The following is a 14,345-nucleotide window of genomic DNA, read 5'->3' as shown; positions in this document are numbered from 1 at the left end:
ACTGCGGCCGGAATTCCGTCAGAAGTTGAAGCGCAACGAGGCAGAGATGGTGCGCGGATTGATCGTGCGCGCCGTCACCACACCGCTCGACGGGATGTATTCCGCGTCGACTTCGACGAGACCTAGAACGTCGAACAGGTTGTTGGCATTAAGCATGACCGTGACATTATCGGTCGGACGGTATTGCACGAAGGCATTGGTCACGACGTATCCGGGCATCTTCAGCTGGTTCGTATCGCCGGCGAAGCTGCTCGTGGTGCCGTAGAAGTTGGCGCCGATCGTGAAGCGTTCGACTTCAACCTGCGGGGTGACCTGGAAGATCAGGTCGGCCTGCTGCTTCGGCGTGTTACCGACCGTGGTCGGATTCAGCGCGTCGGAAGTGATTTCCGCCTTGGTCCAGGTCGCGCCGCCATACACCGAGAATATGCCGCGTTGGTAACCGGCTTCGAGTTCGGCGCCATAGGCACGATAAGTGCGTTCGAGACCGATGTTGTGCTCGCCAGTCTTGGCCCAGAAGCCGGTCAGGTAGACTTCCAGGTTGTCGCCGCGGTACTTGAAGCCGCCTTCCGCCTGCTTCACCGGGTCGTATGCCGCTTCGGAGACCAGCAGTTCGCCGGTGGTCGGGCTGACGTAGTTGGCGAAGAGGATGCGGTCGGCGTTGGCGCGGCCACCCTTCGAGTAGCGGCCGAACAGCGAGAAGTTGTCCGACATGCGGTAGTTCGCGCTGAGCGAGTACGACAGGTAATTGTAGTCGTAGTGGACCGGTGCGGGCTTGGTGTAGTCGATGAAACCGACGTTGGTTTCGGGGATCGTGATCACACCGTCGCCGTTGATGTCGAACGTGGTCGACTTCGCGGTACCGGGAAGGCTGGAGCCATAGAGCGTGCCGCGCACGCGGCCCATGTCATAACGGATGCTGGCACCAAGCGCGAACTTGCCGAACATATAGTTGAGCGAGCCGTAAGGCGCGTTGATGTCGTAGTTCACATCGTAGCGGTCACGGCGATAGCCGCCGATGAGCGCTGCGTTGTAAGCCAGTACACCATTCTGCGTGATCTGATACGGGCCGGCAAAAGCGTTGATCAGATGGGCCTCGCCGCCACCGAGCACGTCGGTGATCATGGTCGTCCAGGTCCAGGCCGTATCGATGTCTTGGCTGGATTTGTAGTAGCCGGCGGTGAACGTCAGCTTGCCCGAGCCGAGATCCCACACCTTGCTGGCGCGGATGTCGTTGGTCATGTTGTTCAGGCTGTTGAGGGTAACGTCCTGATTGGTGACGAGCGCCAGCAGGCCATTGCCATTAAGGGTGGTGGGGTCCGCAATTGTCTGGCCAGCGTTGGGGCCGGTCGCGTACTGCAGACTGCTTGCCCGCAGCATGCCCATGATGACCGGGGCCGAATTGATGGACTGTACCGGCAACTGGGCGTTCGCATTGGAGAGCGTGTACGGCTGGATCGTGTGGCCGGAGATGTCCGAGTACCGGAACTTCTCGTTGATGCGCCAGCCTTCGATTTCGAACTTGGTTTCGAAGCCGATGGACTTGACCTTGGAGTGGGTTGCATCGCTGAATGCGTTGTTGGTCGGCTTGTTCTCGTCGTCGAGCGTCAGGTTGCCCGGAATGTAGCGCGAGAACAGCGAATCCTTGCGCACGTTCAGGCCCGGAACGTTCGAATAGTCCGGATTGTCGCCCGAACCCGAAACCAGGATCGGCGAGAACGGCGTCGGTACGGTCTGGTCGTCGAGCAGCTTGGCGTAGACGCGGAAGTAGCCGCCGGCGAAGTCCTTGGTCATGTTGAACTTGACCTGGCCGCCCTTGAAGCCGTCGAATCCGGTTTCGCGCGGGCCTTCGCCCTTGCGGTAGAAACCGCCGACGTGGAAACGCAGCGTATCGGTGATCGGCGAGCCGTATTCGAAGTCGATCCGCTTGGAATCGTAATCGAGGCCGGTGCTGATCTGCACGGCGCCGCCGGCGACGTCGCCGGTCTTGTCGATCAGGTTGACGATGCCGCCCGAGGAGTTCGACGCGAAGGTCGAGGCCGAACCGCCGCGGATCGCCTGCACGCCCGCAAGGTTGAGGTCGGCACGCAGGAACTGGTCCGCCGTGGCAAAGGCGATGTCGCCGAATTCGAGTGTGGGCAGCCCGTTTTCCTGGATCTGCAGGAACTTCGCACCGCCCAGAGCGATCGGCAGGCCGCGGATGGAGATGTTGGCAAAGCCTTCACCGCCGGTGCTGCCGGCGCGCATGCCGGGGATGTTACGGAAGATTTCCGCTACCGAGCGGGCACCGAACTTCTCGATCTCGTCGCCGGTGATCGTGCTGGTCGAGGTGGCGCTGTCGAGGCGGTCGCGGGCACGAGCCACGCCCGTGGTCATCTGGTTGACGCGCGCTTCCTGAGCGGGCGGCGCATCGGTGCCGGTATCGTCGTCGGCGGCCAGAGCCGGAAGCGGCATGAGACACGCCGATGCAAGCAGAAGAAGACTTTTGGTTTTCACTTTTTTTGATCCCTGTTGCGCTGATGTTCGCGGGATCGGCATTGTTCACGGGGGGCTTAAATCCGGCATTCGCGCCGTTAAGGATAATTGCTGGGTTTGCTGACAACCGGCTGGTTGCAAGCGCGGCCTTCCGTGGCGCGCGTCCACCGGCACGAGGCAGGCATGGTTGTCGACGAAGCACTCCTGCACGCTGCGGCGTAAGGCCCTGCGAAGAAACTTGGTTTCTTTCAGGTGAAGAGCCCAATGCCCGGGAATCCGCCCATTTTTGACGGTAGTGCGAGAGACCCGTGACAAAAGTCCCGACGGCGGGACGTCCCGGCGCCCCACATCGATACCTCTATCGAAATCGGCATCCTGCCGCCGATCAGAGGAGCGTGCGCAGCAGCATCGATTCGCCATCGCACCTGCGATCTGTGTCCGCGCAGCCTGCTTTGCAGGCGTACTGATAGCTCCCGAGCGAGAGCACATCTTCTGGATTGTAAGGGAGACTGGATGCCCCGCGAGGATTCGAACCTCGATAGACGGAATCAGAATCCGTAGTCTTACCATTAGACGACGGGGCACCGGAGGGCGCCCCTCTAGAGGCGGTTGCGATTCGGGTCAAGCATCTTGCCGCGATCCGTTCACCGGGCGCTCTTGCTCCTTTCGTCGCAGGTCGTTAGCATCGGTGTCAGGTGCCCGTCCGATGGTGGCGGGATGAGATAAACGAGTATTGATACCATGGCGGAGCACGATCCGCCGGCAGCGAAAGTCGATGGACCGGGCCGCCAGCGGCGGCGGCGCAAGGGCCGGAGGGGCAAGTCACGCCCGTCGGTTCCCGGAACAGGCAAGGCGAAGGGGCGTCCCCAGCGGGAAGCGCCGACGCAGAAGGCAGACGCAGCGCCGCGCGAATACAATGACAACAGTGTACCGGCCTCTGTGGGGCCGGATGAAACACGGCAGGGCCAGTCGCAGCCCGCCTCACTCCACAACAATCAGTCGAAGGATGGGCCGCCACGGCAGGGGCCGCCGCGCCAGTCGTATGCGGCCATCGATCTCGGCACGAACAATTGCCGTCTGCTGATCGCGCGGCCTTCCGGCGAGAACTTCACGGTGATCGATGCCTTCAGCCGCGTCGTGCGGCTGGGCGAAGGGCTGGCCCAGTCGGGCCGACTGTCCGACGAGGCGATGGATCGTACCCTCGCGGCACTGCGCGTCTGTGCGGAAAAGCTGAAGCGCCGCAATGTCTTCCTTGCCCGCTCGGTCGCGACTGAAGCTTGCCGCCGGGCCGAGAACGGGCCGGAATTCATCGAGCGCGTGCGCCGCGAAACGGGGATTGCGCTCGACATCATCAGCGCGCGCGAGGAAGCGCGGCTGGCCGTGCTGGGCTGCCACGTGCTTCTGGAGGACGGCCTCGGCCCGGCAATGATCTTCGATATCGGCGGTGGATCGACCGAACTGGTGCTGATCGAGAGCACCGGCACCGTTCCGCGCATTCTCGACTGGCAGAGTGTCCCTTGGGGTGTCGTGTCGCTGACGGAAAGCTGTGGTCCGGAAGGCCATACGCTGGAGGACAGGCTCGAACGCTATCGCCACATGCACAGCCTGGTTGCGGAAAGCTTCTCTGCCTTTTCCAAGCGGGTGTCCCCGGCGCGTGAGAACGCGGGGCAGGACGGTCCGCTTCGTCTGCTGGGGACCAGTGGCACCGTCACGACACTGGCCAGCCTGCATCTCGAATTGCCGCAATACGACCGGCGCATGGTGGACGGATTGATCGTTCCGGCCGAATCGATGCGCAAGATCAGCAGCCGTCTCTCTTCCATGGCGGTGGAGGACCGGCGCGAAGTGAATTGTATCGGACGTGAGAGAGCCGATCTCGTGGTTGCAGGGTGTGCGATTCTCGAGGCGATTCTCGATCTTTGGCCGGCCGGGCGCCTCGGTGTGGCGGATCGCGGGATACGCGAAGGTATCCTGCGTAGCCTGATCGCCTCGCACGGACATGGTCGCGGGCACGCATCGAGGACCACGAGTGCAGGCGTACGCCGCGCGGTGGCCTCGCGATGAGAAAGTGGAAACGATGACCCGGTCCGGACGCAATCCCGGCGAGAAACTTCGCACCGCGAAGAAGCGCACGACGAGTTCGGCGCGGTGGCTGCAGCGCCAAATCAACGATCCATACGTAAAAAAGGCCAAGGCTGACGGGTACCGCAGCCGTGCCGCCTACAAGCTGATCGAGCTCGACGAGAAGTTCGGCCTGTTCAAGGGCGTGGAGCGCGCCGTCGACCTCGGCATTGCCCCCGGCGGCTGGAGCCAGGTCCTGCGGTTGAAATGCCCCAAGGCGAAAGTCGTGGGGATCGACCTTCTACCGACGGATCCGATCGAAGGTGTCACCATTTTCGAGATGGACTTCATGGCGGATGAGGCCCCGGCAGCGCTGGAAGGCGCTCTGGATGGTCCGCCAGATCTGGTACTTTCCGACATGGCGGCGAACACCGTCGGTCACAAGCAGACCGACCACCTGCGCACGATGGGCCTGGTGGAAACCGCGGCCGACTTCGCGATCCAGGCGCTGGCGCCGGGCGGGACCTTCGTCGCCAAGGTGCTCGCGGGGGGCACCGACACCGAACTCCTCGGTCTGCTCAAGCGCCACTTCACCAGCGTCAAGCACGCCAAACCTCCGGCGAGCCGCAAGGATTCGTCGGAGTGGTACGTGATCGCCAAGGGCTTCAAGGGCTGAGAGGTCTAACGAGGTAGCGCTTGCAGTACCGCGCTGCCTCGGCCCCTAACGAAAACGATCCGCAAGGCGACTCGGTGGCGCCTGCGGACCGTTTTCGACCGGCAATGCCGGATTTCAGAATTGCATTCAGGCGGCCGGTGCGGCTGCCTCTTCGGCCGGAGCCTCGCCTTCGGCGGCGGCTTCACCTTCCGGTGCGGCAGCTTCGGCGTCCTCGCCTTCGGCCGTGGCGGCGTCACCCTCTGCCGGCGCTGCCTCTTCCGTTACCGGCTCGGGCAGCGGCAGGTTCGAGCCCTGCGTGTTGAGGTACGCGACGAGGTCGGCGCGGTCCTGCGGCTTGGAAAGGCCGGCAAAAGTCATCTTGGTGCCCGGTGCGAAGGCCTTGGGGCTCTTCAGCCACTCGTTGAGCTTGTCGAAGGTCCACTCGCCGCCCACGCTCTTGAGCGCGTCGGAGAAAGCGAAACCGCCAACACCCTTGCCGATCACCTCGCCCACTACGCCATGCAGGTTCGGGCCGATGCCGTTGGCGCCGCCTTCGTTGATGGTGTGGCACGACTTGCACTTGGCGAAGACGGCTTCGCCCTTGGCGACGTCGGCAACGGCCAGAAGGTTGGCAAAGGGCTCTTCCTTGCTGCCTTCACCTTCTTCAGCGACGCCCTCGATGGCATAACCCATCGTTTCCGGACGTTCGTGCTTGTCAGCCTTGAAGTACTGCGAACTGACAATGCTCAGGCCAAGCCCGACGATGCCGGCAAAAAGTGCCCAGCCGGCAATGGTGTTGAAACGATCGTCCATTCGTGCATGCCCCGCGGTGAATGTTATCTCATTCGGATCGCACGCGCTCTAGTGTCGGCTCGCGCGGAGTGCAAGAGCCATTGCGGATATCGCCGTGGCCGCTTAAGCGCGCTCCCATCATGCATTCGTATCCTGGACCCGCTCTGGAACTCGTCGCCCGCATGGGTGAGGCCGCTACCGCAGATCGCACCCGCGCCGTCGCGCTGCAGGGTGCGCCCGGCTGCAACTCGCACCGTGCGGCGCTCGAATATGACCCCGACTGTCTGCCTTTGCCGTGTTTTTCCTTTGAGGATGCGCTGGATGCCGTGAAGGAAGGGCGTGCCGAGCGGGCCATCATTCCCATCGAGAATTCGCAGCACGGCCGCGTGGCCGACATCCATTTCCTGCTGCCGGAAAGCGGGCTTTCTATCGTCGGCGAGCATTTCATGTCGATCCACCATGCGCTGATGGGGCTGGGCGGTGGCCCGTTCAAGGCAGCCTACAGCCACCCGCAGGCACTGGGCCAGTCGCGCCATTACCTGCGCGAGCGCGGCATCGTGCCGATGTCCTATGCCGACACCGCCGGCGCTGCCGCTTTCGTGCGTGAGCAGGGTGATTCGCAGGCCTGCGCGATCGCGCCCAAGCTCGCGGCGGAGCTCTACGACCTCAAGGTTATCGACGAAAACGTCGAGGATGCCGCCGACAACACCACGCGTTTCGTGGTGCTGGCGAAGGAGCCGCTGGACCCGTTCATGCTGGAAGGTCAGCCGGCGATGACCACGTTCATCTTCGAGGTCCGCAACATTCCCGCCGCGCTCTACAAGGCACTTGGCGGGTTCGCGACCAACGGCGTGAACATGACCAAGCTGGAAAGCTACCAGACCGGCGCCAGCTTTGCCGCATCGACCTTCTACGCCGATATCGAAGGCGCGCCGGGCGACCCGCGCGTCGATCTGGCGCTGCAGGAACTGGCCTTCCACTGCAAGTACGTGCGCCCGCTCGGGACTTACCGTCAGGCCCGTCCGCGCGGCTGAGCGCGCACGAAGCGCAGCGATTACAAGAGATTCACCGTGGAGCATGCTTGCGTGCGCTGATGCGCCATGCCAAGCACGTCGCCGTGACGGTTGCAGGCGGTCAGATAGAGAATGCGGCTGCGGCCCGCGATGCTGCCAGCGACTGGGAAGCCGTGCGCCACGCCGCCGATATCCAGTATGCGCCGTTGCCCCCGCCCAAGACTCCTGAACTTCCGCAAATACCCGAATGGCTCCAGGCTATCGGCCGAGCCCTGGAGGCGATTTTCGCCCCGATCGGGCGGCTGCTCGGCATGTCCTGGCCGGTGTTCCAGTGGGTGCTGATCGTCGCGGGCGTTCTGCTGTTGCTGTTTCTGCTGTGGCGCGTGTTCGCACCGATGATCATGAACCGGCGCCTGCGCAATCCAAACGCGGAGGAGGAAGCAGAGCATTGGGCTCCGAACCGCTTTCAGGCGGTGGCGCTGCTTGAGGACGCCGACAGGCTCGCGTCCGAGGGGCGCTATGCCGAAGCGACGCACCTGCTGTTGCAACGAAGCGTGCGCCAGATTGCCGATGCGCGGCCGGACTGGGTCATACCGGCATCCACCGCGCGCGAGATTGCCGTGCTGCCGATGCTGCCCGAGGCCGGGCGTAGCGCTTTCAACACCATCGCCGAACGGGTCGAGCGCTGCCTTTTCGCCTTGCGCGATCTGGATGCGCAGGACTGGGCGGCGGCCCGCTCGGCCTATGCCGACTTCGCCCGCATAGAGCTGCCGGCATGAGCACTGCTCTCGCACCCAGTCATGACATAGCTGTCGGCGCTAATCCGTTTTCGCGGCGGTCGGTGCTTGCCATCGTGCTGATCGGCACCTTGCTGTTCGTCGCTCTGCTCTGGATGATCGGCACAGGTGCCGGCATGGGGTCTCCCAACAACGGCAAGGCCCACGCCGCGAGCAAGGGCGTGACAGGCTATGCCGCCATGGCCGACTATCTCGACCGGCGGGGATATGCCGTCCGGCAGGTCCGCAACGAGGGAGCGCTCGACAAGGCCGGGCTGCTCGTGCTTACCCCGCCAGCCTTCGCCGACGGCAAGGAGATCGAGAAGATCGTCTCCGCTCGCCGCTACACGGGGCCGACCCTCGTGATCTTGCCGAAGTGGATAGAAATGCCGCCGGCAAAGGATCAGACCGAGGCAAAGAAGGGCTGGGTAAGCCTCGGCGGCGTTCAGCCGCCGCACTGGGAAGGCTTTCTCGACACGCTTTCGGTACGGGGAAGCCAATTCACCAAGTCCGAAGGTCCAGGGCGATGGCACGGTGTCGGATTGAGCGGGCTTTTGCCCGACAGCAAGCATATCCAGAGCGGCGGTGGGACCGATCTGGTTCAGCTTATTGCGGGCGCACGAGACAACATAACGCTTGCGGGGTTCATGGATGACGGCGGGTACTATCCGGGCCTCGAGCCGTTGGCGCGCGACCGGGTGCTTCATTCGGGCGAAGACGAGGATCTCTATCCGCTTGTGGTCGTCTTTGAGCCGGACCTGTTCAACAATTACGGTATGGCAAGCCGCTCCAGCGCGCAGCTGCTTGATGTTCTGGTGCCGGCGATGGAAGTCGATGACGGCGGGTCCGTTCTGTTCGACCTGACGCTTAACGGGCTGGGGCGGTCAAACAACCTGCTCACGCTGGCTTTCACGCCGCCGTTTCTCGCGGCGACCCTCTGCCTGCTGCTGGCAGCGGTCATTGTCGGATGGCGCGCCTTCCTGCGTTTCGGTCCGCCCTTTGCGCCGGACCGCGCGATAGCTTTCGGCAAGCGCGCCCTGGTTGCGAACGCGGCGGGTCTCGTTCGCCGGTCGGGCCGACTGCACTTGCTCGCCGGACCCTATGCCGAGCGCTCGCGGGAGCGGCTGATGCAGGCGCTCGCTCTGCCGCGCACGCTCGATCCCGAGGAAGCCGGCGAGGCAATAGACCGCGCGCTGGCCGCTCGCCACGACGATGCCGAACCCTTTACCGCGATCGTCGCGCGCCTGAAAGCGGCGCGGCGTCCGCACGATCTCCTGAAAGCCGCGCGCGATCTCCATGCGCTCGAAAGGATGCTGATGCGATGACCGAGTCCCAATCTCTCAGTCTGCCCGAAGTGGCGACGCTTGCCGATGCGATCCGGGCGCAGATCGCCAAGGCCGTGGTGGGTCAGGCCGAGACCATCGATCACCTGCTGATCGCGCTGATGGCACGCGGCCATGTTCTGCTCGAAGGTCCGCCGGGAACCGCCAAGACTTTCCTCGCGCAGTGCTTTGCCGCGACGCTGGGGCTCGATTTCGGGCGCATCCAGTTCACGCCGGACCTGATGCCGGGCGATATTCTGGGTTCGAACCTGTTCAACTTCCAGACCAGCCAGTTCACGCTGACGCATGGCCCGATCTTCTGCGACCTGTTGCTGGCCGACGAGATCAACCGCACACCGCCCAAGACGCAGGCGGCCTTGCTCGAGGCAATGCAGGAACGCCGCGTGACGCTCGACGGCACGGCGCATACACTGCCGCAGCATTTCACCGTCGTGGCGACGCAGAACCCGATCGAGAGCCAGGGCGTCTATCCGCTGCCCGAAGCGCAGCTCGACCGTTTCCTGTTCAAGCTGCTGGTCGGCTATCCGAGCATCGAGGAAGAATGCCGTATCGTCGCCCGCTACGGCGAGAATCGCGGAGCGCCGAGCCCGGCCGAACTCGGGATCGAAGCCGTGACGTCACCGGAGCTTCTGGCCGCCGCCACCCGAGCGGTTGCAAGCGTCACCCTTTCCGCCAGTGTCACCGACTATGTCGTCCGGCTGGTACGCGCGACGCGCGAGAGTCCGGATCTGTCATCCGGTGCCAGCCCGCGTTCCGCCGTCCTGCTGGCCGGTGCCTCCCGTGCTCGCGCTGCGCTCGAAGGCCGCGACTATGTCGTGCCCGATGACGTCAAGGCACTCGCCGGCAGCGTGCTGCGCCACCGCCTGCTGCTCAGCCCGGCTGCGGAGATCGAGGGCAAGCAGGTCGAGCAGCTCGTCGCCCAGCTGGTCGAGCAGACCGAGGCGCCCCGCTAGGACATGCGCCGCGGCATCGCCCCGATTGTTCCGACCGTTCGCGCCGCCGTGCTGCTGGTGCTGGCGGCGCCGGTCGCGCTGGTGATCGGCGCAACCCGGCCGGACGCGTGGGTGATCGCGCCTTTCGCAGGCCTTGTCCTTCTGGCGCTGGTCGTGATCGATGCACTGCTGGCTGGCCGGCTGGAAGACCTTCGCCTTGCGGTGCCGGGTGATATCGAAGTCGGCGCGAGCGAAGCCATGGGCGCGCATGTCCGGCTGAGCGGCGGGCGTCCATCGGCGATGCAACTGGCGCTTGCCTGCGATCCGCGGCTGGCACCGGGTGGGCGCATGACGCTTGATCTCCAGAGGCAAACCGATGACTGGCAGGGCTCTGCGCGCTTCAGCGCGACACGCCGTGGAACCGGGCAAGTAAGCCGCACGTGGCTGCGCTGGACGGGCCCGCTCGGGCTCGGTGCGCGCCAGCTTGAGGGCGACGTCGACGAGGCTGTGCGGGTCTGGCCCAACATCGCCGCTGTCCGTTCGCCGGCACTGCAGACCTTCCTCAAGGACGCGCAGTTCGGCCTGATCGCGCGGCGTATCCGCGGTGAGGGGACGCAGTTCGAAGCACTGGCCGAGTACGAGCCGGGCATGGACCGCCGGCGCATCGACTGGAAGGCTTCGGCCAAGCACGTCCATCTCTATGCCAAGGAATACGAGACCGAGCGCAACAACCAGATCGTTTTCGCTTTCGATTGCGGGCAGGCGATGTGCGAACCGATACAGGGTATGCCGCGGCTCGACCGGGCGGTTTCGGCCGCTCTGGCAACGGCTTATGTCGCGCTGCGTGGAGGGGACAGGGTCTCGCTGTTCGGCTTTGCCGGTCATCCCGAAGTGCAGACGCCCTTCATTGCCGCATCGGGCGAATTCTACCGGCTGCAGCGTGCGGCCGCCGAGCTGGAATACCGCACCGAGGAACCCAACTTCACGCTGGCGCTGGCAACGCTGGCCGGTCGCCTGCAGCGCCGCTCGCTGATCGTCGTCTTTTCGGACTTCAGCGATCCCACAAATGCCGAGCTGATGATCGAGAGCATATCGCGACTTGTTTCGCGCCATGTGGTCCTGTTCGTGACCATGGCCGACGATGAGCTGGAAACGATGTCGGCCGCCGCGCCCGACGATCTGGAGACCTTGTCCGAAGCCGTCTCCGCCGATTTGCTGCTTCGTCAGAGGGCGCTGGTCACGGGCCGGTTGCGGCAGATCGGCGTCGATGTCGTGGAGGCGCCTTTCGACCGCATCGGCACGCGCCTGCTCGACGCCTATCTTTCCATCAAGCGATCGGGAGCGATCGGATGAACGCCGCTGTTTCCGCCCCCTCGGCCATTGAAACCGCCGCCCTGCGCTCCGACCGTTTCCGGCTTGACCGCGAGGCCGACTGGAAGCGGCTGGAGACCATCGTCACGCGGATGGAGAAGGGGCGCCTCAAGGGGATCTCTGACGAGGATCTTCTGGCACTGCCCGGCCTCTATCGCACAGTGGCATCGAGCCTTTCGATTGCCCGCGAGACCTCGCTCGATGCTGCCACGCTGGCCTATCTGGAATCGCTGGTTCAGCGCGCGTGGTTCGTCGTTTACGGAACGCGGTCCTCGCTGTGGGAATGGCTGAGAGGGTTTCTGGGCGGCGGCTGGAGCGCGGCGGTCCGTTCGATCTGGCTGGACCTGCTCATAGCATTTGCCGTCATGGTGGCCGGCGCCGTGGTCGGCTGGATCCTCGTCAGCCACGATCCCGAATGGTATTTCTCGCTGGTGGGCCGTGAGATGGCCGGGCAGCGCGTTCCCGGCGCCAGCGAGGAAGTGCTGCGCAGCACGATTTTCGGCCAATCCAAGGAAAGCGGCATGAGCGTTTTTGCTGCTCAACTGTTCAGCAACAATGCGCAGGTCTCGATTCTGGCCTTCGCGCTGGGCTTTGCCTTCGGTGTGCCGTCTCTGCTGCTGCTGGTGCAGAACCTCGCGACGCTCGGTGCCATGGCCTGGGTCTATCATCGGGTTGGCCTGGCCGTGGACTTCGCGGGGTGGATCGCGGTGCATGGCACGACCGAACTCTTCGCGATCCTGCTTGCCGGCGCTGCCGGGCTGCATATCGGCCGCGCCTTCGCCTTTCCCGGCAACAGGCCGGTACTGCAGGCGGCCGGAGAGGCCGGGCGCCGCTCCGCCGTGGTTATGACCGGGGTCGTGCTGATGCTGGTGATCGCGGCGCTTCTGGAAGGCTTTGCCCGACAGATGGTCGATGAAACCTTCGGTCGCTTCGTCATCGGCGGTTTCATGCTCTCCCTCTGGTGCGTCTACTTCTTCGCCTTTCGCGGCAATGCCGATGCGGTGCTGGACCGGCGATGAGCGCGCTGCCCAATCGCCTGCGCCGGTCCCGCCGCGATCGCATTCTGGTGACGCCTGAGGGCATTTCGCTACCGGTCGCCGTTGCCAGCCGGGGTGCCCGCATGGGCGCGCTGATGCTCGATCTGCTGATTATTGTCGTGCTGATCATCGCCAGCACCATCGCTCTGTTCCAGATTGCAGGCGGCGTGGCGCAGGTAGAGCGGGCGGCGCAGTCCGGCTCGGTTGCCGGGCAGGCGCTGCAGTTTCTCGTCATTGTCTGGATCGTTGTGATCTTCCTGTTCCGCAATGCCTACTTCCTGTTCTTCGAACTGGGCCCGCGTGGGGCGACGCCGGGCAAGCGGCTGACCGGCATCCGCATCGCCGCGCGCGATGGCGGACGGCTCACCGCCGAGATGGTCATCGCCCGCAACCTGCTGCGCGATATCGAGCTGTTCCTGCCGCTGGTGTTCCTCGCGAGTGCAGGGGCGGACAACGGCTGGGCCTGGCTGGCGGCGACGGCCTGGTTCCTGATCTTCATGCTCTTCCCGCTGTTCAACCGCGACGCCCTGCGTGCGGGCGACGTGATCGCCGGATCGTGGGTGCTCGAGCGACCGCGCCAGAAACTCGAAGCGGCAATGTCTGCAGGCGAAACCGATGCTGTCAGCACGTCGCGCCGTGGCTATCGCTTCGAGGAGGCCGAACTGGAGGTCTACGGCGAGTATGAACTGCAGACGCTCGAACGTGTCCTGCGCGAGAACCGCGAAAAGTCGATCGAGACGGTCTATCAGACCATCGCTGGCAAGATCGACCGCAACGACGGCTGGAACGATGAAAAGGCGTTCCTCGAGGATTACTACACGCAGTTGCGGGCAAGGCTGGAAAGCGGCATGCGCATGGGCCGGCGCAAGGCCGACAAGCATTCCGAGTGAGGCCATGATCGAGAATCTGACGATCGTTCCCGACGATCTGACCGGTGAGCCGGTGCTCGCCCTGCTGCAATTGCACCTCGATGAGATGCACCAGTGGTCTCCGGCCTGCAAAGTCCATGCAATGCCGGCCGAGCGCTTGCGGCAGCCCGACGTGCGCTTCTTTTCCGCGTGGGACGGGGAGAGGCTGGCAGGATGCGGCGCGATCAAGCATCTCGACGATATGCACGGCGAACTGAAGTCGATGCGCGCGGCGCCCGAATACCGGGGCAAGGGCGTGGGCAAGGCGATCCTGCTCAGGCTGATCGAAGAGGCGCGCTCGCGCGGCTATAGCCGGGTCAGTCTGGAAACGGGGCGGCCCGAACCTTTTCAGGCCGCGCAGACCCTCTACCGCGCCCATGGCTTCACCGAATGCCCGCCCTTCGGCGACTACGTTTCGGATGAATTCTCTATGTGCATGACCAAGGTGCTATAATGGAATTGCGTAAGGCTATACTCAGCGATGCTGCGGCACTCGCCGAACTCGGGGCGCACAGCTTCGTCGTCAAGTTCGGCCATCTCTACACGCCCGAGGACCTCTCGACGTTTCTCGCGGAATCGCACACCGAGGCGAAAGTCGCCAAGGAGATCGCCGACCCGCAGATGCGCGTGATGGTGGCCGAACGCGACGGCAAGCTGCTCGGCTATTGCAAGCTGATCATGGCCTGCGGCTGGCCCGACCATGCGCGCGGGCAGCGGGTGATCGAACTCAAGCAGCTTTACACCGATCCCGAGGCGACCGGCCAGGGCATCGGCACGTGCCTGATGGACTGGGCACTGCAGGAAGCCGCTGCCTTTGGTGCCGACGAGATCCAGCTTTCGGTCTATTCGGACAACCCCGGCGCACAGAAGTTCTACTGCCGCTACGGCTTCGACAAGGTGGCCGACATCCACTTCATGGTAGGCGAACAGCGCGACGAGGAGTACCTGTTCGCGAAGCTGGTCGGAGCGGCTTAGGGAAACTGTC

14 protein-coding genes and 1 tRNA gene are annotated in these 14,345 nt (G+C 64.2%); 12 read left to right on the top strand and 3 right to left on the bottom strand.

Annotation, left to right across the window (positions count from 1 at the left end; genetic code table 11):
- Positions 1–18: 18 nt before the first annotated feature.
- Entirely contained in the window at positions 19–2,451 is a 2,433-nt protein-coding gene (locus tag IEX64_RS00600) for a TonB-dependent receptor domain-containing protein (RefSeq protein WP_229709987.1), read from the bottom strand.
- Positions 2,452–2,462: 11 nt separating this feature from the next.
- Here IEX64_RS00600 and IEX64_RS00595 point away from each other — a divergent pair, with 11 nt between their 5' ends.
- Positions 2,463–2,762: a hypothetical protein gene (locus IEX64_RS00595; RefSeq protein WP_188817642.1), complete on the top strand. Its 300-nt coding sequence runs from the start codon at positions 2,463–2,465 to the stop codon at positions 2,760–2,762.
- Between the two features lie 220 nt (positions 2,763–2,982).
- On the opposite strand, the gene IEX64_RS00590 is transcribed toward IEX64_RS00595, so the two are convergent.
- Positions 2,983–3,056 (bottom strand) — tRNA-Gln (locus IEX64_RS00590).
- Positions 3,057–3,213: 157 nt separating this feature from the next.
- On the opposite strand from IEX64_RS00590, the gene IEX64_RS00585 reads away from it, so the two are divergent.
- Together IEX64_RS00585 and IEX64_RS00580 are read left to right on the top strand one after the other, a co-directional pair.
- Entirely contained in the window at positions 3,214–4,536 is a 1,323-nt protein-coding gene (locus tag IEX64_RS00585; RefSeq protein ID WP_188817198.1) for a Ppx/GppA phosphatase family protein, read from the top strand.
- A gap of 13 nt (positions 4,537–4,549) precedes the next feature.
- The gene (locus IEX64_RS00580) at positions 4,550–5,209 is read left to right on the top strand and encodes an RlmE family RNA methyltransferase (RefSeq protein WP_188817196.1); all 660 of its coding nucleotides are present in this window, start codon (positions 4,550–4,552) and stop codon (positions 5,207–5,209) included.
- Between the two features lie 126 nt (positions 5,210–5,335).
- Here IEX64_RS00580 and IEX64_RS00575 read toward each other — a convergent pair whose 3' ends face one another.
- A complete protein-coding gene (locus IEX64_RS00575; protein ID WP_188817195.1) occupies positions 5,336–6,001 on the bottom strand; it encodes a c-type cytochrome in 666 nt (221 codons plus the stop codon).
- A 119-nt stretch (positions 6,002–6,120) separates the two neighbouring features.
- Here IEX64_RS00575 and IEX64_RS00570 point away from each other — a divergent pair, with 119 nt between their 5' ends.
- Genes IEX64_RS00570 through IEX64_RS00530 form a run of 9 tightly spaced genes read left to right on the top strand, consistent with a single transcriptional unit; the run spans position 6,121 to position 14,335 of the window.
- The gene (locus IEX64_RS00570) at positions 6,121–7,014 is read left to right on the top strand and encodes a prephenate dehydratase (RefSeq protein ID WP_188817192.1); all 894 of its coding nucleotides are present in this window, start codon (positions 6,121–6,123) and stop codon (positions 7,012–7,014) included.
- 47 nt (positions 7,015–7,061) lie between these two features.
- Complete coding sequence (locus tag IEX64_RS00565) at positions 7,062–7,772, top strand: hypothetical protein (RefSeq protein WP_229709986.1); 711 nt, start codon at positions 7,062–7,064, stop codon at positions 7,770–7,772.
- Positions 7,769–9,094 carry a DUF4350 domain-containing protein gene (locus IEX64_RS00560; RefSeq protein WP_188817190.1) on the top strand — a complete coding sequence of 442 codons (1,326 nt, stop codon included), beginning with the start codon at positions 7,769–7,771 and terminating at the stop codon, positions 9,092–9,094. Before IEX64_RS00565 ends, IEX64_RS00560 begins: the two co-directional genes overlap by 4 nt.
- Positions 9,091–10,065, top strand: a complete 975-nt coding sequence (locus tag IEX64_RS00555) for an AAA family ATPase (RefSeq protein WP_188817188.1) — start codon at positions 9,091–9,093, stop codon at positions 10,063–10,065. The genes IEX64_RS00560 and IEX64_RS00555 overlap by 4 nt, the downstream gene beginning before the upstream one ends.
- 3 nt (positions 10,066–10,068) lie before the next feature.
- Complete coding sequence (locus tag IEX64_RS00550; protein ID WP_188817186.1) at positions 10,069–11,397, top strand: DUF58 domain-containing protein; 1,329 nt, start codon at positions 10,069–10,071, stop codon at positions 11,395–11,397.
- Positions 11,394–12,434: a stage II sporulation protein M gene (locus IEX64_RS00545; protein WP_188817184.1), complete on the top strand. Its 1,041-nt coding sequence runs from the start codon at positions 11,394–11,396 to the stop codon at positions 12,432–12,434. Before IEX64_RS00550 ends, IEX64_RS00545 begins: the two co-directional genes overlap by 4 nt.
- On the top strand, positions 12,431–13,342 hold the full coding sequence (locus IEX64_RS00540; RefSeq protein ID WP_188817183.1) for an RDD family protein: 912 nt from the start codon (positions 12,431–12,433) through the stop codon (positions 13,340–13,342). The genes IEX64_RS00545 and IEX64_RS00540 overlap by 4 nt, the downstream gene beginning before the upstream one ends.
- A gap of 4 nt (positions 13,343–13,346) precedes the next feature.
- Complete coding sequence (locus tag IEX64_RS00535) at positions 13,347–13,814, top strand: GNAT family N-acetyltransferase (RefSeq protein ID WP_188817181.1); 468 nt, start codon at positions 13,347–13,349, stop codon at positions 13,812–13,814.
- Positions 13,814–14,335 carry a GNAT family N-acetyltransferase gene (locus IEX64_RS00530; protein ID WP_188817179.1) on the top strand — a complete coding sequence of 174 codons (522 nt, stop codon included), beginning with the start codon at positions 13,814–13,816 and terminating at the stop codon, positions 14,333–14,335. The genes IEX64_RS00535 and IEX64_RS00530 overlap by 1 nt, the downstream gene beginning before the upstream one ends.
- Positions 14,336–14,345: the final 10 nt, after the last annotated feature.

The organism is Novosphingobium indicum (assembly GCF_014645195.1).
In the GTDB taxonomy this organism is placed as follows: Bacteria; Pseudomonadota; Alphaproteobacteria; order Sphingomonadales; family Sphingomonadaceae; genus Novosphingobium; species Novosphingobium indicum.
This window is presented reverse-complemented; position numbering and strand designations above follow the sequence as displayed.

What these genes read in the sequence shown, in the direction of transcription:
- IEX64_RS00600 (WP_229709987.1), bottom strand. Translation starts at nt 2,451, where the DNA reads ATGCCGCTTCCGGCTCTGGCCGCCGACGACGATACCGGCACCGATGCG.
- IEX64_RS00595 (WP_188817642.1), top strand. Translation starts at nt 2,463, where the DNA reads ATGCAAGCAGAAGAAGACTTTTGGTTTTCACTTTTTTTGATCCCTGTT.
- IEX64_RS00585 (WP_188817198.1), top strand. Translation starts at nt 3,214, where the DNA reads ATGGCGGAGCACGATCCGCCGGCAGCGAAAGTCGATGGACCGGGCCGC.
- IEX64_RS00580 (WP_188817196.1), top strand. Translation starts at nt 4,550, where the DNA reads ATGACCCGGTCCGGACGCAATCCCGGCGAGAAACTTCGCACCGCGAAG.
- IEX64_RS00575 (WP_188817195.1), bottom strand. Translation starts at nt 6,001, where the DNA reads ATGGACGATCGTTTCAACACCATTGCCGGCTGGGCACTTTTTGCCGGC.
- IEX64_RS00570 (WP_188817192.1), top strand. Translation starts at nt 6,121, where the DNA reads ATGCATTCGTATCCTGGACCCGCTCTGGAACTCGTCGCCCGCATGGGT.
- IEX64_RS00560 (WP_188817190.1), top strand. Translation starts at nt 7,769, where the DNA reads ATGAGCACTGCTCTCGCACCCAGTCATGACATAGCTGTCGGCGCTAAT.
- IEX64_RS00555 (WP_188817188.1), top strand. Translation starts at nt 9,091, where the DNA reads ATGACCGAGTCCCAATCTCTCAGTCTGCCCGAAGTGGCGACGCTTGCC.
- IEX64_RS00550 (WP_188817186.1), top strand. Translation starts at nt 10,069, where the DNA reads ATGCGCCGCGGCATCGCCCCGATTGTTCCGACCGTTCGCGCCGCCGTG.
- IEX64_RS00545 (WP_188817184.1), top strand. Translation starts at nt 11,394, where the DNA reads ATGAACGCCGCTGTTTCCGCCCCCTCGGCCATTGAAACCGCCGCCCTG.
- IEX64_RS00540 (WP_188817183.1), top strand. Translation starts at nt 12,431, where the DNA reads ATGAGCGCGCTGCCCAATCGCCTGCGCCGGTCCCGCCGCGATCGCATT.
- IEX64_RS00535 (WP_188817181.1), top strand. Translation starts at nt 13,347, where the DNA reads ATGATCGAGAATCTGACGATCGTTCCCGACGATCTGACCGGTGAGCCG.
- IEX64_RS00530 (WP_188817179.1), top strand. Translation starts at nt 13,814, where the DNA reads ATGGAATTGCGTAAGGCTATACTCAGCGATGCTGCGGCACTCGCCGAA.